This is a genomic window from Nocardia sp. TBRC8007, from assembly GCF_056629435.1.
This window is the reverse complement of record NZ_JBWSOR010000012.1, coordinates 34,850-54,671: the sequence shown is the minus strand read 5'-3', so window position 1 is coordinate 54,671 and position 19,822 is coordinate 34,850. Positions and strand designations below refer to the sequence as shown.

The window sequence follows — 19,822 nt, the reverse complement described above, 5'->3', positions numbered from 1 at the left end:
GGCGGGACTTACCAATCGATCATGCGCTGTACAGTCTTCGAAACCGAGCACCTCGGGGCTACGCATGCGGCGTGCATGGCCGTACTCGGGCACCAGGTCATCGGAGTGGATGTGGATCCGGGCAAAGTCGCGAGATCGACCGATGACGTAGTGCCGTTCTACGAACCTAGCCTGGAAGATGTGTTAAGCCGCAATCTCGACGCAGAACGCTTACGGTTCACCACCTCTTACGCCGAGGCGGCCGCGCACATTGATAGGAATCGTCTCGACCACGCTGCCTGGCGGACAGCGGGACGGGTGTACGCAGGACTCGGCACACCGTAAACTCACGATGCGAGGCAGACTCCGACCGGACGAGTGATCAGTCCTGCCTCTAGCACAGCTGATCGCCGACGGTAGGGTCCGTCCAGCGGGCCGAAGCCGACAAATGACGCGGGCTCGCATGTCGTGACACATGAGACGAGATGGGCAGCTGATGAGTTCGGTACTGGGAGTTTCGGTGGGAGCGAGCGCTGTCCGTATGGCGCGACCGCACGCCGGTGACCCCCACGGACAGGTCGCCGCGAGCTCTTTCGATCTGCAGACCATCCCGGTCATCGACCAGGACGTAGAAGAACTGACGGCCGAAGCTATCGGGGTCGCACTGGAAGCCACACCGGAAATCGATGCCATCGCGATCGCCCACCGCAGTGAGCAGCACGCCCACTCGCTTCGCGCGGCTATGGCGCGCCAGCAGCTGACCAATTACGAGCTGATCCCAGAAATATCAGCGGTATTGGAATTCGCCCAAGCCACAGGCGATATTCGTGGCATATCCTCGGTGGTCGTCTACGACCTCGGCAGCTCGGGCTTGTCGGTGAGTGTGGTCGATACCCACACTCGTGAGGTTCATTACAGCGAACGCACCAGTGACATCAGTGGCGATTATCTCGACTCACTGATCCGCGAGCAGCAGATCGCGTCCGGCCGGATCGCACCTCCACCGGACGACGAGGGTTTAGCCGCGCTCGACGCACTGTGCCGGGCGGCCAAAGAGCAGCTCAGTAGCGGCACCGCAGTGGCATTGCCCAGCGAGCATGGGCTGGTGTTGCTAGCGCAGGAGAACTTCGAAGCACTGCTCATGCTGGCCATCGAGTCCTCGGCACGGATGACCCGCGATGTGATCGTGCGCTCCGACCGTCCAGTGCACGGAGTGCTTGCCATCGGTGGCTGCGCGCGCATTCCTTTGGTCGCCACCGTGCTCGAACGCTGGATGGGTGTGCCTGTCGTCGTGCCTGACAACCCGGAGAGCGTCACTGCCCGCGGCGCCGCGCTCCTGGCCAGACCGAAGCGCACGGAAACCGCTTCCCCGCGAACGAGACTCGACGACGAACTGTCGCCCGACTGGTTATCCGCACCGGCCGGCCGTGGCAAACGCGAGATCAGTAGTGCGGTGTTGGCGGTTGGTGTGCTGACCGTGATCGCCACGATCGGGCTCGGCCTCAGCTACGGACCAAGGGTGCTGGAAAGCGATTCGCGCACCAGCGGAGGATCGCCTGCCTCGCTGTCGCCGACCAGCACGCCACCACCTACCACCAGCCTCGAACTACCGACCACGGTTGTACCGACCACAGCCGTACCGACCACTACGGAATCGCCCCTGCGGGAATCGGTCGCCGCACCACGACCACGTCAGCCGGAAGCTACCAGCGAAGCGCCACCGACGCCAGGCCCGAACACCATTGTGATACCCGGTCTTCCGCCGATCGTAGTTCCCACTCTTCAACCCGGGATCATCCTCTTCCCTCCACCTCCACCTCCGCCCCGCTGAACTGGAGCGAACTGAATCAAATCCGGGCGTGTCTGGCAGGACGCTGCCGCAGCGGCTCGCTGAGTTCCTTGCCGCCGAACGGGCGAGCCAGCAGTACCGCGATACCGGTAGTCAGCGGCACCGAAAGTGCCAGCGCGATACCGCCGACCGCTGAGCGTGCGATTTCGATCGCGACCGCGTCCCCGACCAGCACGTCGCGGATGGAACGCCCCGCGATACTGAACAACAGCAGCAGCGGTAATGCCCCACCAGCATAGGCGAGTACCAGAGTGTAGACCGTGCTGGCGATGTGGTCCCGTCCCACTCGCATAGCAGCAGTGAAAATCTGACGCCGTGAGGCTGTTTCGTCAATGGCGGCCAGTTCGAACACGGCCGACGCCTGGGTGATCGTGACATCGTTGAGTACACCGAGTGAACCGATAATGAACCCAGCCAGTAACAGCCCGGTGATACTGACATGCTGAATATAGGTGGCGACGGCGGTGTTCTGCTCTTCCGAAAGCCCGGTCAAGCTGGTCAGCTCGATCGATAGCCAGGACAACCCCGCGGCGAGCAGCATCGCGGTCAGCGTGCCGAGCAGCGCGGAACTGGTGCGCAGATTCACCCCGTGCGCCAGATACAGCACCGCGTACAGGATCAAGGAACCGGCGACCAACGCGACCGGGATGGCGGGTTTGCCATCCAGCAAAGCCGGCAACAGAAAAACGACAAGCACCGCGAAAGCGAACAACAAACCCAGCAGTGCGCGTACCCCGCGCCAGTGCGCCACCGCAATGATCACCACCACGAAAGCCAGGCCGATCAGGGTAAGCGGCAGTCCACGCGCATGATCCTCGAACGAGTACAACGGCACTCCGCCCGGATCAGTTTGACGCACCAGTCGGATCTTGTCGCCCGCATGCAAATCCGGCTGTCCTGGGCTGGGGGAAATTTCGAGCAGGGTGCGAGTGCCCTCGTGCGGCCCTGACTCGATGGCGATCAGACTGCGCTGACAAGAATAGGCGTTGTTGCGTGGCGCGTCGGGCTGATTCACGAATACCCGGCCTTGAGAGGGACTGCCACAGGGGCCGATATCCTGCCGCAGCACGGTGCCCGCCTCGGTTTGCACCGCACCGCCGCCCGCGTTCTGCATCGGCAGTGGTATATCGATGTGCTGTTCACTCGGCCACAGCACGATTGCGCCGAGGAGAACGACGCCACCGATCGCGACGAGCAATCCGATAACCACGCGCGCCGCAGTCGTCCCGATCGCGATCGGTCCCGAGTGATCATGGTGATGATGGTCGCCCACCGCGCTCCCTACCTTCGAGGTGTTCTACCGGAGCGAGCTTAAGGGATTTCATTTTCATGAGCGGCGCAACACCCGACCCGGATACGGATATCAGAGATAGGGGCTATCCGAGCCGCAGAGAGAAGAATCCGGGAAGGGGGCGGCGGAGAGCAGGGGGATGTCTCCGCCGCCCAGGGGTAGGCGGCCCAGGGGGGGTAGGCGGCCTGACCCGGGGCCGGATATGCCCAGGGGGGGTAGGCAATCCGGCCAGGCACTCTATGTGCCGAGGACTACTGTACACAAAAACACTTCTTTTGCGCTAGGTGATCGTCAAATTCGGCATATATCCATACATATGGTCTGTTTAAGCGCCGAAAGCGGGGCGCTCACACCGCTCGTTGCCGCACTCAATCACTGCCGGTAGCTGGCGAGGAAGTTGCCGAAGCGTTCGATCGCAACCGCGAGATCCCGCGCCCAGGGCAGTGTCACGAGCCGGAGATGATCATGGTTGGGCCAGTTGAAGCCAGTGCCTTGCACCATCAGGATCTTCTCCTGCAGTAGTAGATCCAGGATCAGCTTCGAGTCGTCGTAGATCTCGTATACGTCCGGATCCAATTTCGGGAACGCGTACAGCGCACCTTTCGGCTTCACACAGGACACCCCAGGAATCATGTTCAGACGCTCCCAAGCGACATCACGCTGTTCGAGCAGCCTGCCGCCGGGCAGGATCAGATCCTCGATACTCTGATGCCCACCGAGCGCGACCTGAATCGCGTGCTGCGCGGGAACATTCGGACAAAGCCTGGACGAAGCGAGCAAGTCGATACCCTCCAGGAAACCGGCCGCGTGTTCCTTGGGACCGGTGATCGCCAACCAACCCGACCGGTATCCAGCGACCCGATAGGCCTTGGATAGCCCACTGAAGGTCAAGCACAACAGGTCGGGTGCCATGGTCGCCATCGCGATGTGCTTGGCGTCATCGTAGAGAATCTTGTCGTAGATCTCGTCGGCGAGCAGCAACAGCTGATGCTTGCGCGCGAGATCGGCCAATTGCTGGAGCACCTCGGCGGAGTACACCGAACCGGTCGGGTTGTTCGGATTGATCACCAACAGCGCTTTGGTCTTGCTGGTGATCTTCGATTCGACGTCAGCGATGTCCGGCTGCCAGCCATTGTTCTCGTCACACAAATAGTGCACCGGGGTGCCGCCTGCCAAGCTGGTCATAGCTGTCCACAGCGGGTAGTCCGGCGCGGGAATCAACACCTCGTCGCCATTGTCCAGCAGTGCTTGCATAGTGATGGTGATCAACTCGGAGACGCCGTTACCGAGATAGACATTGTCTACATCGAGTTCAGGGAAGCCTGGCACCAGCTCATAGTGGGTCACAATCGCGCGTCTGGCCGACAAGATGCCCTTGGATTCGGAGTAGCCCTGAGCATGCGGGAGCGCCGCGATGATGTCACGCATGATCACATCCGGGGCCTCGAACCCGAAGGGCGCGGGATTACCGATATTGAGCTTGAGAATGCGGTGGCCCTCCGCCTCCAGCCGTGCCGCATGCGCGTGCACCGGTCCACGAATCTCGTAGACGACATTCTGCAGCTTCGTGGACTGCTCCAGAACACGCGGGTGGCAATGCGGATGATGGCTAGGGCTCACCCGTCCTATGGTGCCATCCGGCGCAATCGGTTAATCAGCCTGACCAAAGCCTGCACGCATCCGGTACCCGCGCCCGCGCCAGTGCCGTAGACGGGATCAATACGCAACGATCCAGCTCACGCCGAGTTGCCCGGCGAGATACCTTTGACTGCCGTTGAGCCGCAGAACTCCTCGATCCGCTCATCCAATCGCCGCGCCTCCACCGCGTGTCGGAAGGCCGGGGCCGCGATCCGTCTCCGCACACCACCCAGTCGCTCCTCGAGTTGGGCGATGCGCCTGTCCTCATCAAGTCCGAGCACCGGATGCAGTGCTTCGGTCGCACCGTCCAAACTGCCGCCGATCAAGTGAGCTGCGGCACAGTCCACCCTGGCTAAAGCCTCCGCACCATAAGAGCGCTGTTCGGCCGGGCCATTCGAATACAACTCGATGGTTCTCTCAGTAGCGGCGAGAGCCGACTCCGCTTCACCCAAATGAATAGAGGTCGCGCCTGCATAGTAGCTGGCTTTGGCGTCGTTGAATCCGAAGACACCGCCCACTTCGTCGTGCACAGTGTCGGTCGCGGCAGCCTCACGGGCCGCATCGGCGGCATGAAGACACCGGCTGGTATCCGCGGCGCTCCCCAAAGCAGACCAGATCCGTGCCTCGATAGTGAGTAAACGCACAGTCGCGGTCGCGGACTCGGCAAAAACCTGCCCGCTCTGTGCGAGCTGCACTGCCCTGCGTGGGCGACGCGACCAGTATTCGATCAGCGCGTGCATACCGCGAGTCCAAGCACGAAGACCGTTGTGCCCGCACAGTTCCGCGTAAGCCCAGGCAGCTCGAGCCTGTTCACCAGCAGCGTCGTATCGCCCGAGGTCGGTACTCGCGTTGGCGAGCAGTCCAGAGAGCATGCCTGCCAACAGATACAGATGACTGGTATCAGCGGGCCGCTGATGCCCCTCCAGCAACCGGTACACCCGGCGACGTACCCGCAGCATCTCCATCATCATCGGAATCGGCGGGATACGCACATAATCGTTCGCGATACGCATGACATCGGCATCGAGCTGCTCCAAAGTACTCGAACCGATATTCGTGCTCCCGGCTTTGCCAGCATGCTCGCTGGCCTCGTGGGCAGCCGCCATGATCAGATCCCTCTCCGAAAACGCTGCTAAAGCAACACCTCTCATCGCACCAGCGCATATGAGGGCCAACAGATCCACGTCGCCCGAATCATAGGCGCGTGTCGAAGCGTCGACGCGCCCATCGGCTCCGAACACACCAGCCGGAACGCCCACAGGCTGATCGATCAACGCCGCGAACCTCACCCGCACCACTTCGTCGGACCTGGCCAAAGACGTATCCAGGGCAGCTTGGTTGATCGGTCGTGGATGGACCCTGACACCCCCGGCCTCCCATTTGGACACCAGGCGTTCATGCACCCCCAGATGGGCTGCGAATTCCCTGATGCTCATACGCTTGGCATCGCGAAGGGCCCGGACCTCTTTACCTGACCAATGCCTGACCACGCTGTCATCCCTTCCGAACGAACTCCCTCCCAGAGTACGAGCGGTTTGTGAGCAGAGCCACATATGAAATGCGGCTTCTATCAAAGGCAGTGGAAGGGCAGTGGAAAGCTGGTATTCGGGCAATACCGAAACGCCTGGCGGGCTGAGACCATTGAGACATAAGACAAGGAACTCGCTGCCAGGCCCGACAGCTCGCGGTCCCCCGGTACTCGATCACCTGGATGTCGAGCTGCCCACCCCGGCAGTGCTGTGATGTCACCGACCGGTCTCGGCGGCCGACCCCAGGATGGGTGCTTCTGGACCAGCCACCGAGCCGCGGAGACACGCTCCCACCGCTATGGTCACCTACACCGTGGCACTCATGGTGGGCGCAGGCGGCGGGGGCTGATCACCTCCGCAATCAGTCCCCGTCGCCGTCCGACAGTCCCCATCGCCTTACCCGAGGCGGCGGAAATATTTTCGCTCAGCCTGTTACAACAGCATCGAGCGCGGCTTCCGGAATCGGGAAGTTGAGGTAGGACCGTGAAGGAGTTGGTCCGCGCTGACCTTGGTACTTAGAACCCACCGCGGCGCTGCCGTAGGGGTACTCAGCGGGGCTGGACAGCCTGATCAGACAGAGCTGGCCGATCTTCATGCCCGGCCACAAGGTGATCGGCAGATTCGCCACATTGGACAGTTCCAGCGTGATGTGACCACTGAAGCCGGGATCAATGAAGCCCGCGGTCGAGTGGGTCAGCAAGCCGAGTCTGCCCAGACTCGATTTTCCTTCCAACCGACCGGCCAGGTCGTCCGGCAATGTACACAGCTCCAGGGTGGAGCCGAGCACGAACTCACCGGGGTGCAGAACGAACGGCTCACCCGCTTCGGGCTCGACCAGACTGGTCAGTTCGTCCTGCTGCTGTGCGGGGTCGATATGGGTGTATCGGGTGTTATTGAATACCCGGAACATCCGGTCCAGGCACACGTCGATACTCGACGGCTGGATCAGGTTGTCCAGGAGCGGCTCAACACCGAGACGCCCAGCGGCGATCTCCGCACGGATGTCGCGATCGGAAAGCAGCACAGCGACGAGCCTAGCGCCCGCTCCGCGCGGCTGCTCAGCCGCATGGTACTCGGTCGAGCACGATTCCCCTCGCATGGGCTCGAGCCACTCTGCCGGTGGGTGTCCACTCGTATCTGTTTGCCAGAAAGTTGACCACATTCCACACATCCCGCAGTCTGCGGGAAGCTTGCTAACATTCGCCCATGAAAATAGCGGTCTTCCCCTGTCTTCCACCGTATTGCCGAAGACAAACCGCCTAGTGAGCTGTGCCCGCGGCATCGCGAACAATCGCATGGTCTCGCCGATTCGGCTCGGAAACTCGGCCTAACGCCACCCGAAGCCCCTGTGCCCCAGAATGCCGAAACCTTCATGTCACAAGCCTTTGTGCCAAACCACTCGAAGTGACGTGCGGCTAACCAGGTAATGGTGGTCACAGTTCCCCCGCTTCGCTGGCCTCACCTTCAGGCAGGGTATCCACTCGAACATACGTTGCACTGTGTGGCCGGCATCGTCCGATAGTCGCGCCTCGACGCACTGCACACAGCTGATCACGTCATGGAATTCGCATACGCAATCCTGCGATACGCCCCCGCCGCCACACAATCTCGCGAGTGACACAAATCGGTCCGCTCTCCGTCTCGACGTTCCCAGAAGAAAGGTAGACCCACTATGTCCAGACCCCGCCACCTTCTAGCGGCTTATGTCGCAGCCCGCCGCCGTGACCTCGGACTGACTCGAGAACAGCTGGCCGAACGATCCAACCTCAGTCCGAGCATCATCGAGAAAATCGAGCAGGGCCTCCGCCCAGCAACCGATCAGGTACTGGCCGCCCTGTTCACCGCACTCGAGATCCCTCGCTGGTACTTCCAATACGTCATGCACCTCACCGCGCCGAACATGATCCCCAGCATCCTCGGCGCCGCCCCCCACCGGCCGACCCGAAAAGACCTCCGCGTCCTCGCCGACTACAGTGGCGCCACCTGCTACCAAACCCTCCCCGACTTCACCGTCGCCGCCGCCAATCAGCGCTACCTCGACTCATTTCCCGGCCTGTTCCCCGGCGGGAACATCATCGAATGGATGTTGCTCGACGACCGGGCAGTCAAGGCGATGGGCGAAACCAGTCTCGAACGCGAATCCCATCTCATCGTGCACGCATTCAAGATGCTGTCGTTCGGACTCATCCCCCACGACGAACGCAACCGAATGATCGACACCTTCAGCAAAGCCGACAACTGGGAACGCCTGTGGACCACTGATATTCCCACCGAAGACATCCCCCGCGACACCGTAACAGTCCGCGACCCCGACACCGGACTGCTGCGCCCGCGTTACCTCACGATCACCTCCACCGAGTTCCCCGACCGCCCTTGGTGGATCTACCACCTCGCCGAGGTGGAAGGCCCCCTGGCCTTCGCCGATTGACCCGGCCCTGTGCTCGGACAGCGGTTCACTGCCGACTGTCCACCGGCACCGGAAAATACCGTCGCGGGCTGGAGCGATCTGTCAGGAATTCTAATTCTCTCACCCGTGCGGCGGTTCCGCCGCACCTCGGTATCGTTGCCGATGCAGTTCGAAAGTAAAATTTCCGCTTCCCAAGCAACCCAGAAACCTCGAAGCAACAACGCCGTGTGGGAGTTGCGCACTCTCTGCACGCAGCGGTATTCGCCAATCCCTGGAACTGTGGAGGGTCCTTTATGCGGCCTCATTTCGTGACAGGGTCGCGGCGTTGCCGGGCCCTGGCCACCCAGATCATGAGCATGCCCTCGCTAACTCCCAGATCACGAGCTACCTGCACGACCGGGCGCCCGATCTCACGCACGATCCGGACAGCCCCCTCACAGAACTCCGCATCAAACTTGCGTTCCTTCTCCACCATCCGCCCTTTTCTTTATGGCCAGGCCTCCACGGTACGAGGAGAATTACTCTACGAGCAGCGGTGACCGCACTATGACGGCTTAGAAGAAGGGACCAAATCCTCCCACTTTTCCGACACGCTTGGTGTAGAGGACACGAAGATCTCAGTGAGAAATTTCAGCTCTCGATCAGCTATCTGCCGTCTTGGTGGTGTCTCCACGCCCTCGAACAAGAGTATTGATGGCTCATTTCTGGGAGGATTTTCGGGAGAGAACTCCGCCGAAAACAAGATCAACCTCCGCTGGATCAGTGCCCCCGACCTGCCCTCGTAGGAAGATGTCGACGCAGGTCAAGGCGATCTATCAGGACTTTTCCCACCTGCGCACGGGTTCTGCTACAGTCTTCGATGTACCTTGGTACCGCTGCCGATGTAGTTCAATGGTAGAACTTCTGCTTCCCAAGCAGACAGCGCGGGTTCGATTCCCGTCATCGGCTCCACAGAAAACCCGCCCTGACCAGGGCGGGTTTTCTTTTTGCATCACCAGGCAACGTGGCACTGTACCCAATGCACATTCTCCAGGTGCACACCCGAATCGGGCAAATAACCCCAGTTCAGAGGTTGCCAATCCCTTACTACCGCAATCTGCTGCAGCGCTGGCCTGGCTAGACGCGCCCCGATTCCAACGTGGGTCGCACGAGATTGACGGTAGTGCAGTAAGCAATTTCGCCGAGCTGATCAAACAGGCCGACGCGCGATGACTACGTGACGCCGAGTGCTCTCGGGCCGTACTCTCGTGTCATGACTGCGGATCTTGGTGACCGCGTCGCGTCGGTGCGCAAGCGGCGCGGCATGACGCAATCGGAACTGTCTGAGACGAGCGGAATTTCGCTGTCGCTCATCAAGATGCTCGAGCGGGGTGCCCGCTCGTCTGTGCGGTTGGAAACGCTACGTGCCCTGGCGGTCGCGCTCGGCGTGCACACCTCCACACTGCAGACCCCTGGCGGCGGTGACGCCGAGTGGGCCGACGACGCGACCGCCGAGGTGTGGGGACCGGTACGGCGGGCACTGGCCAGTCAGCTCGACGAGCCCGACGAACAGCCCACTCTCGAGGGCGTGCAGGCCGCCTATGACGGTCTGCGTCCGCTCGTTGCGGCACACGAATACCGGCAGGTTGCCGGGCAGCTACCGAGCCTGATCCGGGACGCGGACGCACTCGACGAGCACGAGGGCCGCGCGTGACCTTGCCGTGCGTTGGGCCGATGACATCGAGCCGCGGTTCAGCCGGGCGACCGCGTCACAGCTCGCATTGTGGGGTCGGTTGTGGCTGTATGTGGCGAACGTCGGTGTGCGTGACGCCGCGCCCGGAGCGACCGAGGATGCTTTGAGTCTCGCCCGCGCGGCAGCCGATCGGATCGGCCGCGAGGTCCTCCACGGCGACACATTCACAAAGGGACACAGACAATTACGGCATCCCAATGCGAGGGTGAATACACCCGGCGCCGGGATGATGTCGATTCCTGATCGGCATACCTGTCCGGCCAACTGACGCCGCCGGATCGGTGAAATTCCTCGGCGCCGGGTATCAACCCGATAACGACGCCAGGGGACGAAACGCCCTACATCGCGGCCATTTTCGTGGTTTCCATCGCGATCGGTGTGATGGTGATCGGAATCGTCTATGTCCTGCCGCATCTCATTGATCGCGAGGATGATCCTCACCCGTCACCGCAATGCATGTCCGCGCAGGCAGCGCACGAGATCATGCAGGACCACTGCCGGTGCAGCCTCGATAGGTGTGCGGACAAGCGCGCCGCCTATCGGGCTCTCGTCGAGGCCGGCGTGATCGTGCCCGACCAACGCGTCGAGCGGTATGTCCGATGAGCGACCCGGACGACGAGCCGCGGGGGTGGGTGCAGTGGGAGGACGGGGCCTGGTCACCGATGTATGTGGACGGATAGACAGGCGAGTCATGCGCGCTCGCGGACATGCTCGAGACGAATGGAGGACGGAAATGAATATTGTTCACACGCTCATCGCTGCGGGTGCTGCTGCCGTCGTCGCGGCGGCACCCACCGCGCAGGCGCAACCCATGGCCTCAGCGGCCCATCAAGTGGCCTGCTTCGTCACGGGTAGAGAATCCATTGCCCACCAACTGGGTGAGCTACCTACAGCAACAGTCAGCGACAGGATTCAGACGGGGGAAGCCCGAGAAGTATTTCTGCCCGTGATGCCAACGGAATCTCCGCTACGGAACCGCCCGTCTCAGCGCTTCGACACTCACCGCCGTGAACGGCCCGACCTCTTCGAACCATCATCAACACAGCGGAATGCCACCAGAGCAGCATCAACAGTGACCGATCGCGCCGAACGTGGCACCGAAGCAACGCTCTACCTGCCAACCGGACCCCCTGCCCCGGAATACAACTGGCGAAATCATCCACCAATTGACTCGAGGAAGAAGCCGAGTCTCAAAATCATGGCCGACTGGCCAAGCATTCTGAGATCTAGCCAGATTTTCTGAGGTCCTACCGGACTGACCGTGCTCGTCATATTCGCTGGCCTGACCGGACGTGCTGTCGGTTTGATCTGATGACCGCTGATTGCAGGTACTACCGTGAGCTGTTGTCGACACCACCTGCTGCCGAAGAGGATGTGCATGAAAAGCTCCTCGTCGCCAGCATTATCGGCTGCATCGTCCAGCAAGTAGAGTGGATGACCACACTCACTCCGTAGCAGGCGCGGCAGTGAACCGGCCCCTTCTGGCTAACGCCAGCAGCAGAGCTGACGGGACGCCGATGCTGTCTACCGCCCACACAACCTGCTGTGCCAACGCGCATACGATCGAGATGACCCCGAGGATCTCGATCTCGTCGATGCAGACCTTCCGAGACAACAATGTTCTGCGGATGTCGCCGTCGGCCCCATGGCAACCAAGGGAGGGCGTCGTCAGGAACCATTCGATAGCGAATTGTACTGGGCAGCATGCTTTCCGGTAAGCGGCGCGGCTTCGAAGGCACGGATGGCGGATTCTATGGCACCGATGCGGTCGGCCAGCAGACCGAGACCGCCGATGGCGCGAGCCACCGGGTCGTCGGAATTTCCACCGAGGGCTTGTTCGCGCAGATAAGCGGCCTTGACCTCGTTCCATCGGGCGGCCTGGGCTGGAGATAGGCGGTCACGCAGTTCTGCCAACTGGAGCAGATTGGCTTCGGCATCCGACGCGAGGGTCTGTGCTTCGGCGGCGTAGTGGTCGTCGATGAGGGTTTCCAATTCGTCGTTGTTCATGACGGGGACGATGCGCGCGGCGAGCGCGTTCATGTCGCGGTAGGAGCCTTGGAGCTGGAACGGCGGCTTGATGCGGGCAGCGTCAGCGGTGGCGGCCGAAGCGATGTATGCGTGGTTGGCGGCCATCACCACGTCCCTGGCCCGCAGCAGTTTGCGCAGTACCGAGGTGATGTCGGACAATTCGGCGGGGGTGTACGGGTGGGTGAGCTGATCGGAGCGAGCGGTGTCGTCGTCGCGAGCGATGCGTACGAGTAGCTCGAGGTCGGTGCGGTCGCGCGAGGACAACGGTGCGAGAACAGGATTGGTGGTGAGTGCGTTCTCGAGGTAGCTGAGGGCGAACAGATCTTCCCGCCCGGATAGCACATCGCCGAGGTTCCAGACGTCGGCGCGGTTGGCGAGCATGTCGGGGATGCGGAAGCGCATGCCCTGTTCGGTGTAGGGATTGCCTGCCATGCAGACCGCGAAGCGTTTGCCACGCAGATCGTAGGTGCGGGTGCGGCCTTCCCACACGCCTTCCATCCGGCGCTGGGCATCGCAAAGGGAGATGAACTTTTGGAGCAACTCTGGTGAGGTGTGCTGGATGTCGTCCAGGTAGAGCAGCACGTTGTTGCCGAGCTCGAGTGCGAAGTTGATCTTCTCGACTTCTTGGCGGGCGGTCGCGTTCGGCGCATCGCCTGGGTCGACCGAGCGCACCGTGTGACCGAGCGCGGGCCCATTCACCTTGACGAAGATCATGCCGAGGCGGGCGGCGACGTATTCCATGATCGTGGTCTTCCCATAACCGGGCGGTGAGATCAGCAAGAGCAGCCCGGACTGGTCGGCGCGCTCAGCCGTCCCGAGTTGCTTGGCGAGGTTGTCTCCGATCAGTGGCAGGTACACCTCATCGAGTAGTCGGTTACGAACGAATCCGCTCATCACGTCGGGCCGGTACTCTTCGAGTCGAAGGCGATCGCGTTCGGCGGTGACCAGCTCGTTGCGTCTGCGCAGATATGCCCGGAATCCGGGAACTCGTTCGGTATGGAAACGGTGTGCGCGGGTGATGAGCTCATCCAGTCGGAAACTCATCGTGCGGTGCGTGATTCGAGGATGGTCGCCCAGCAGGCCGGGCACCGTCGCAGTGAGCTCGGCTGCATGGTCGTAACGGGCGAAGTCGGCGCCGCACAGTTCGATCGCGACCGCTTCGGCCACATGGGCAGCCAGATCGGCTTCGGCGCTGTGGTCGGTGAAAGCGGTGAGCCACGCGGTCGCGAGTTGGTGGCGCAATGGCAGGTCATCGCCAAGAATCCGCAGTTCCTGCGCGAAATCTATGCCCGATGCGCGCTGGCTTCTGGCCAGATGCCGTTGAAATCTGTCAACAAGGTCGCGGGCCGCCTTGGCGGTGACGAACCCGTCAGGCCCTGCGGCGATTTCCTCGAACAGGTACTCGCCCGCCAACTGTGGATCTACGTCGTCGAGTTCGAGCCGGTCGGAGAATTCCGCTATCGCGATGGCGAGTTCTTCGCGCACCGAGGCGTGCAAAGTGGTGTCAGCAAAGATCGTCGCAGCGCGGGCCAACGAGGTGATACGGGTCGTCCACCGCTGACGAGCAACGGTGTCGTGCGGCTGCCAATCGGCTGCGCCGAAGGACCACCACAGCTGGGCCGCGGCTCGGTCGATCGGACGGTAACGCAGCAGGCCCGCGTCGGCGTGCAGCCGCAGCAGCGCTGCCAGGATCGAGGTGGCGTCGTGATCGTGCACGCCCATCTGATAGCTCTCGTCGTAGCGTTGTTCGGCGGCACCGGACACCAGGGCGCGCAGTTCGTCGGCGTCGGCCGCCTGGTGGAGCGCATCGACGGTGCCGCGTGTCTGTGCGTCGCCCAGGATCGCGGTCGCGAGATACTCGCCTCGATACATCTGCGTGGTTTCCGAGACCAGCAGCTGCGACCAATAGGGTGCGGTGTCAGTGAAGTCGTTGTCACGTAACGGTGCACGGTAATCGGTTCCGGTGATGGCATAGACCATCGACCCGTTGTGCGGGACCAACGCCAGTTCCGGCTCATGGGTGGTGACCGCGAAACGGTGGTGACCGAGGCGGATGGTCGCGCCATCGTCAGTGAACAGGTCGATCCGATCGCGTAGCGCGCGTCCCACTTCCTGCCGCAGGGCGGTGAGGCGACTATCGAGTTCCTCGGCGCGGATCACATCGCCCGCCCCGCGCAATTCGGACACGGTTTCGCGTAGCCTGTCCACCATCGGGTCCACAGCGAAGTAGGCGTTCACCTCATCGAGGGAGGACAGTGCGGCGCAACGGCGCTCGACGCTCGAAAGCATGCGCTGTGCCGACTTCGCGAGGTGGCCCGCGCGCCGGGTACGTTCGTCGAGCAGTGCCTGTTTGCGTGCCGCGAACGCCTCGTAGATGTCCTCGCGTTCGGTATCGAGTCGCACGGCGAAGTCGTCGAATGCGCCGAATCGGGCCTCGAGGCCCTCCACTCGAACCAGCAGCTTCGCGAGGTGGTCGTCGCAGCCCTCCGGTGTGTCGATGACCGCGAGCGCGCCCGCCACTGCCTGACCGAGCAGCGCGAACTCCGCGGTGAATTCCGCTCTGCCTTCGGCGGCGGCGAGTTCGCCGCGACGTGCGTCCAGGGTCGCGCGAGCACGATTGACCGCGGCCAGCACAGCGCCGGTGTGTCCGAGGATACGGGTACGCACGGTCGCATCCGCGATATCGAGGTCGGTGACGACGTCGATCACGGTCTGCAGCCGTTCGGTCCGCTCGCCCAACGCGTGCTGGATCGGTTCGGCCTCGGCGACGGTACCGATCGCGGCGGCTCGATCGGTCTCAGCGGCGATGACATCACGGTAGTCGTCGAAGACCGTTTCCTCGCTGAAGAACTCGATGGCTCGACGACCCGTATCGGTGAGTGCGGCAGACACCGATGCGGCGAGTTCGTCGAGCCTGGCCGGATCGGCATAGCGCATCTCACGCAGCGTGTCGAGACGGCCTCTGGTGTGCCGGAGCTCGGCGAGCCGCCGAACCCAGCCGTCAGCGGTGGTGTCGGCGGCGGTGTGAGCGGTACGTATCAGGCTCGCGATGTGTTCGGCTGCCGCCTCGACCGCGGTGGTCGCCTGGTCGGTGAGCGCGGCGACCTTCTCGTACTCGGTCAGCACCTGTTCTGCTGTGGTGCGCAGAGCCCGCAGGGGCTCGGCGATGCCGCCGAGTTCGGGGTCGTGCAGCCAGTGGTGGTGGTCGGCGGTACGGACGCAGGCGGCGATGATCGCTTCGAATACCGCAGTAGCCGGTGCCATGTCGTCGACCATGCGCGCCACTGTCAGACAGTCGGCGATACCGCGTACAAGGTCGGCGTTGCCGATGCGGGCAAGTGCACCGGTGCCTTCCGGTTGGGCGGCAGCGTGGGCATCGGAGGCGAACGGAGTCTGCCACACCTGCATGGGGTGTACACGGGTCGGTTCGTCCGACAGGGCGCGGAAGGCGACCATGGTGCCGTCGTCGAACAACGAATATCCGTGGCAGGTGATCGGGGCGGCGACCTGCTTGCGGATGACGTTGTAAGGCAACAGCAGCGTGCGCCCTTCGGCACGGGCGTGGAAGACGTACAGCACGTCCTCGCCGTTGGCGGCACGAATCGTGCGTTCGTACTCCAGGTCGGCGACCGATGCGTCGAAAGTCTTGTGGACGCCGGTGTCGAGGTAGTAGCCGCCGGGGAAGATGATTCCTCGGTCGTCGGGTAGCAGCCGGCATGAAAGGCCGATGCCGTCGAGTCGCACCACGGACTTTGTGCGGGAGTTGAAAACCAGGTGCCGCCAGATAGTTTCGTTGTAGGGGCGGATGCGCAGCAGGATCAGCGCGCCGACCCTGGCATAGTGGATGTCGGCATCGGCCAGGCTCTGCAGCGGCTCGTCGACCGGCTCGCTGTATATCCCCGCGCCGTTCTCGGTGTTGTTCTCGATTTTGATGGTGAGGGTTCCGCCGAGAGTCTCGACGAAGACCTCGCCGAGGATCGACAGGTGCGGATGCCGTCCGGGAACCTGGTCGTCGCGGGTGCTCTCGGTCCAGGCGAACTCGTGTGGCGGTGGGAAGACGTGGTCGCGTTCGCCGCGGTTGTCGTGGTAGGCGACGGCGCCGGATACCTCGGTCCGCCAGCGCAGCACCTTGATGTCGTCGGTGCGTTGCCCGGTCTGAAAGACCGCGAGCAGCCTGCCCTCCAGTGTGCGTAGTTGCCGCAGCCGTGTCTGGCTGTAGTACCGGTACAGTTCGGCGAAGTCACGGTGGAACCGCGGATCGTCGAGCAAGCCGGTTGACTCGGCGTCGCTGAAGCCGAGCCCGGTCTCGTTCCGGTGGAACCGGTGAACGGCGAACACGTCACCGATCTCCGTCCGCGGCTTCATCCCGATGAAGACGTTGTAGCCGAAAATCATTCGCCCATCGGGCAGCGCGACGATGTCGCGTGGCACGCAATTGTGCTCGGTGCGAATCCGTTCGGTGCCCAGTAGCGCGAACTCCGAGCCGCCGAACTCCTCCACCCGGCGCCGGTTGAGTTGTGCACAGCGCCGCGCCAAGTCGGCCGACTGCTCGCGCAGACGAGCTCGCAGCACGTCGTAGGTGCCGCTGTCGAGGGCGGCGCCGTCGGCCGGGGTGGATGCGGCCACTCCGGCCGATTCGTCGTGGTGCTGCAGCTGCGGCGCGCTCATTTCCCGAAAACGGCGTCGTCGGTGGCGCCATCGCCCGTAGTGTCGGGAACCGAACCATTGCGTGCCAGCAATGAGCTGGCCATCGCCGTCGCCATGGTGCCGGTTTCGGATCGCAGCAACCGGTCCAGGCCTTTACCGAGCCCGATGGACCCCACCAGTCGGTCCAGGAACATCGACTCGCCACCCACGATGTCGATATTGGCGTCACCCAACCCGGTGGCGAGCACCTTGGCCTGGGCTTCGGCCACCTCGCGGTGCGCGTGCAGCTTGGCCAGTTCCACGTCCTTCTCCAATTCCAGACGCAATCGGTACTCTTCGTGCTCGCGGGTCGCGTCATCGAGGGCTGCCATCGCTTCGGCCTTGTCCTTGAGGCCTTCGGCTTCGCCTTTGAGCTTCTCGCGCAGCCCCTCGGCTTCGGCGAGGTTCTTCTCCCGCAGTGCCGCGGCCTCCGCGCGCCCGGTCTTCTCGATAGTATCGGCTTCACGCTCGCGCACCTTGGCCTGTCCGAGCCCATAGGCCGCGGCTTCGGCCTGAGTTGCCTCGGCGAGCCGGATCTTGGCCCGCGCCTGCAGTTCCGAAACTTGTTCCTCGCCCTCGGCCAGTGTGAGCGCCTCCTTGGCCTTGAACTTCGCCGACGCCTCCGCGGCCTTGGCGGCCTTGATGTCCTTGACCAGATGCTCCTGCGCATCAGCTTCGGCGCGGATGATGATGGCCTGACGCTCGCGCTCGGCGGCCTCCACCGCGCGCAACCGGTTGATCTGCTCCTCCTGCTCGGCGACGGTCTTGTCCACCGCGACCCGCTCTCGCACCACTTCCGACACCGTGCGGCGTTCGGACTCCAGTTCGCGCTCGTTGGCGACCTGGGCCAGCGACACTGCGCGATCGCGGTCGCTGACCTCGAGCAACCGGTCCTTCTCGATGCGTTCGGATTCGATCGCGATGACCCGTTCACGGTTCTTCTCCGCGACCGCGATCTCGCGGTCCTTGTTCTGTTTCTGGATGCCGAGCGCTTCCTCGGTACGCAGGATCGCGTTCTGCGCCTTCAGCTGCTCTTCGGCCTGTACCCGTTGGATCTCGGCTTCCTCTCGAGCGCAAAGGGTTTCGACTTCACGACGCTGCCGGTTCTCCGCGTCGGCCTGCTGCCGTTCCAACTCCAGCACCGCCTCGCGAGCCTCGACGTTCTGTCGGGTGATCTCCTTCTCCTCCTGGCGGCGGAACTCGTTGGTGCGCACGTGTTCGATCGCAGTCAGCTCGGTGATCTTCCGAATGCCTTGGGCATCGAGTATGTTCTGGCTGTCCAACTGCATCAGCGGGGTCTGTTCGAGGTAGTCGATCGCGGCGTCTTCGAGGCTGTAGCCATTGAGGTCGGTACCGATTACGGCGATGATGCGATCACGGAATTCGTTGCGCTTGGTGTAGAGATCGACGAAGTCCAGATGCTTGCCCACGGTCTTGAGCGCCTCGGAGAACTTCGCGCTGAACAACTCCTGCAGCGTCGCCTGGTCGCTGGCCCTGTCGGTGCCGATCGCCTGGGCCACCTTGATCACATCCTCGACCGTCTTGTTGACCCGCACGAAGAAGGTGATGCGGATATCAGCTCGAATATTGTCGCGACAGATCAGCCCGTCCCGGCCGACCCTGGCGATCTCGATCGTCTTGACCGAGATGTCCATGAACTCGGCCTTGTGCAGGACCGGCAGCACCACCGCACCGGTGAAGGTGACGTCTACCTTCCGCATCTTCGAAATGATCAGCGCACGCCCCTGGCTGACCTTCTTGAACAGGCTGCTCACCAGAAGCAGCCCGGCGAGCGCCATGAGCAGGGCCAGCGCGAGCAGCACACCGAACCCGATTGCGATGGTGGACATCAGTTCCCCTCCGTCGCGGCCACCAAGAACGTCCCGGTGGCCTGGTCGTAGTCATAGACAAGTGCGAAATCCCCCTGTGCCAGGGGAACGGTCGAGGCGTGCCGTGAGCTCCGCCTGACCTGAATGATGGCCGACGAACCGTCGGCGGAGACGAGCTCGGCTTGACCGAACTCCGCATCGACGCGACTGGTACGGATCACGCACACGCAGCCGAGGAAATCTCGTTGTGCGGGCGGAGCCGAGCCGCGAAACAATCGCCGCAGCGGGACAACGATAACGCGCGTTCCGGCGACCGCCGTGACCACTGCCACGACCAACACCGCAAAACCCGCTGCCGTCGCGACGTTTCCGCCGATACCAGCCGCATGTATCGCCGCCGTTGCAACCAGGCTCGCGAACCACGACATCGAGACCAACCCGGTTACCGCCACTGTCACGGGCACGCCGGAGCCGAGCGCTTCGAAACCACGTGAAGCCCAGCCTGCTTCGACTCCGTCGAGCAGATCGAGGTCCGCGGCACCCACCAGAACGAGTAGCCAGTACCCGAACACAACCACTAACGCGAAGGTGAACAGTGCGGTAGGAAATGCCAATGCGGCGGCGAAGAACTCACCCATGGCGCGGCGAGATCGCTAGCAGCACCCCCGAACCAGAATGCGCGCGAACCTCACCACATTGACCGAACCACCGCATCCTGCGGACACCACAGCAGAACCGCCCATAAACAAGCACGACAGGATTCCCCTCGCCAAACCAACCCCCGACCCGAACGGACCAGGTTCTGCCGACCAGGCTTCCCGGCGCTCCTGCCCGCAAGAATGCCGTAAGAGCCT

Annotated in this window: 16 protein-coding genes, 1 tRNA gene and 1 pseudogene; 9 read left to right on the top strand and 9 right to left on the bottom strand. The window is 62.8% G+C overall.

All coding sequences use genetic code 11. The features are described from left to right. Positions 1 to 21: 21 nt before the first annotated feature. Positions 22 to 321: pseudogene (locus tag ACX4ZE_RS12615) on the top strand (hypothetical protein); the annotation flags it as partial. Between the two features lie 154 nt (positions 322 to 475). Beyond that, on the top strand, positions 476 to 1,810 hold the full coding sequence (locus ACX4ZE_RS12610) for a DUF7159 family protein (protein ID WP_480273575.1): 1,335 nt from the start codon (positions 476 to 478) through the stop codon (positions 1,808 to 1,810). A gap of 16 nt (positions 1,811 to 1,826) precedes the next feature. Here ACX4ZE_RS12610 and ACX4ZE_RS12605 read toward each other — a convergent pair whose 3' ends face one another. The 4 genes from ACX4ZE_RS12605 to dcd all read right to left on the bottom strand — a co-directional run bounded on the left by ACX4ZE_RS12605 (position 1,827) and on the right by dcd (position 7,310). Further along, the gene (locus ACX4ZE_RS12605; protein ID WP_480273574.1) at positions 1,827 to 3,101 is read right to left on the bottom strand and encodes a YibE/F family protein; all 1,275 of its coding nucleotides are present in this window, start codon (positions 3,099 to 3,101) and stop codon (positions 1,827 to 1,829) included. A gap of 390 nt (positions 3,102 to 3,491) precedes the next feature. Beyond that, entirely contained in the window at positions 3,492 to 4,748 is a 1,257-nt protein-coding gene (locus ACX4ZE_RS12600) for a pyridoxal phosphate-dependent aminotransferase (RefSeq protein ID WP_480273616.1), read from the bottom strand. A gap of 107 nt (positions 4,749 to 4,855) precedes the next feature. Further along, positions 4,856 to 6,193 carry a helix-turn-helix domain-containing protein gene (locus ACX4ZE_RS12595; protein ID WP_480273573.1) on the bottom strand — a complete coding sequence of 446 codons (1,338 nt, stop codon included), beginning with the start codon at positions 6,191 to 6,193 and terminating at the stop codon, positions 4,856 to 4,858. Between the two features lie 517 nt (positions 6,194 to 6,710). Beyond that, a complete protein-coding gene (dcd, locus tag ACX4ZE_RS12590; RefSeq protein ID WP_480273572.1) occupies positions 6,711 to 7,310 on the bottom strand; it encodes a dCTP deaminase in 600 nt (199 codons plus the stop codon). Positions 7,311 to 7,958: 648 nt separating this feature from the next. On the opposite strand from dcd, the gene ACX4ZE_RS12585 reads away from it, so the two are divergent. Further along, positions 7,959 to 8,714 (top strand): helix-turn-helix domain-containing protein, encoded by a 756-nt coding sequence (locus ACX4ZE_RS12585; RefSeq protein ID WP_480273571.1) that lies wholly within the window; start codon positions 7,959 to 7,961, stop codon positions 8,712 to 8,714. A 280-nt stretch (positions 8,715 to 8,994) separates the two neighbouring features. Here the strand turns inward: ACX4ZE_RS12585 and ACX4ZE_RS12580 are convergent, their stop codons facing one another. After that, positions 8,995 to 9,168: a transposase gene (locus ACX4ZE_RS12580; RefSeq protein WP_480273570.1), complete on the bottom strand. Its 174-nt coding sequence runs from the start codon at positions 9,166 to 9,168 to the stop codon at positions 8,995 to 8,997. A 402-nt stretch (positions 9,169 to 9,570) separates the two neighbouring features. On the opposite strand from ACX4ZE_RS12580, the gene ACX4ZE_RS12575 reads away from it, so the two are divergent. The 6 genes from ACX4ZE_RS12575 (at position 9,571) to ACX4ZE_RS12550 (ending at position 11,880) form a co-directional block, all read left to right on the top strand. Beyond that, positions 9,571 to 9,644: transfer RNA gene (locus tag ACX4ZE_RS12575), tRNA-Gly, on the top strand. Between the two features lie 301 nt (positions 9,645 to 9,945). After that, entirely contained in the window at positions 9,946 to 10,386 is a 441-nt protein-coding gene (locus ACX4ZE_RS12570; RefSeq protein ID WP_480273569.1) for a helix-turn-helix domain-containing protein, read from the top strand. A 7-nt stretch (positions 10,387 to 10,393) separates the two neighbouring features. Continuing rightward, complete coding sequence (locus ACX4ZE_RS12565; RefSeq protein WP_480273568.1) at positions 10,394 to 10,693, top strand: hypothetical protein; 300 nt, start codon at positions 10,394 to 10,396, stop codon at positions 10,691 to 10,693. Between the two features lie 113 nt (positions 10,694 to 10,806). Continuing rightward, on the top strand, positions 10,807 to 11,028 hold the full coding sequence (locus ACX4ZE_RS12560) for a hypothetical protein (protein ID WP_480273567.1): 222 nt from the start codon (positions 10,807 to 10,809) through the stop codon (positions 11,026 to 11,028). Between the two features lie 130 nt (positions 11,029 to 11,158). Then, a complete protein-coding gene (locus ACX4ZE_RS12555; protein WP_480273566.1) occupies positions 11,159 to 11,668 on the top strand; it encodes a hypothetical protein in 510 nt (169 codons plus the stop codon). 68 nt (positions 11,669 to 11,736) lie between these two features. After that, positions 11,737 to 11,880, top strand: a complete 144-nt coding sequence (locus ACX4ZE_RS12550; RefSeq protein WP_480273565.1) for a hypothetical protein — start codon at positions 11,737 to 11,739, stop codon at positions 11,878 to 11,880. On the opposite strand, the gene ACX4ZE_RS12545 is transcribed toward ACX4ZE_RS12550, so the two are convergent. Genes ACX4ZE_RS12545 through ACX4ZE_RS12530 form a run of 4 tightly spaced genes read right to left on the bottom strand, consistent with a single transcriptional unit; the run spans position 11,870 to position 19,606 of the window. Continuing rightward, on the bottom strand, positions 11,870 to 12,040 hold the full coding sequence (locus ACX4ZE_RS12545) for a hypothetical protein (protein ID WP_480273564.1): 171 nt from the start codon (positions 12,038 to 12,040) through the stop codon (positions 11,870 to 11,872). The genes ACX4ZE_RS12550 and ACX4ZE_RS12545 overlap by 11 nt on opposite strands. Positions 12,041 to 12,093: 53 nt before the next feature. After that, the gene (locus ACX4ZE_RS12540; RefSeq protein WP_480273563.1) at positions 12,094 to 17,121 is read right to left on the bottom strand and encodes a DNA repair ATPase; all 5,028 of its coding nucleotides are present in this window, start codon (positions 17,119 to 17,121) and stop codon (positions 12,094 to 12,096) included. Then, positions 17,118 to 18,989, bottom strand: a complete 1,872-nt coding sequence (locus ACX4ZE_RS12535) for a flotillin family protein (protein WP_480273562.1) — start codon at positions 18,987 to 18,989, stop codon at positions 17,118 to 17,120. The genes ACX4ZE_RS12540 and ACX4ZE_RS12535 overlap by 4 nt, the downstream gene beginning before the upstream one ends. Then, positions 18,989 to 19,606 carry a hypothetical protein gene (locus tag ACX4ZE_RS12530; protein ID WP_480273561.1) on the bottom strand — a complete coding sequence of 206 codons (618 nt, stop codon included), beginning with the start codon at positions 19,604 to 19,606 and terminating at the stop codon, positions 18,989 to 18,991. Before ACX4ZE_RS12530 ends, ACX4ZE_RS12535 begins: the two co-directional genes overlap by 1 nt. Positions 19,607 to 19,822: the final 216 nt, after the last annotated feature.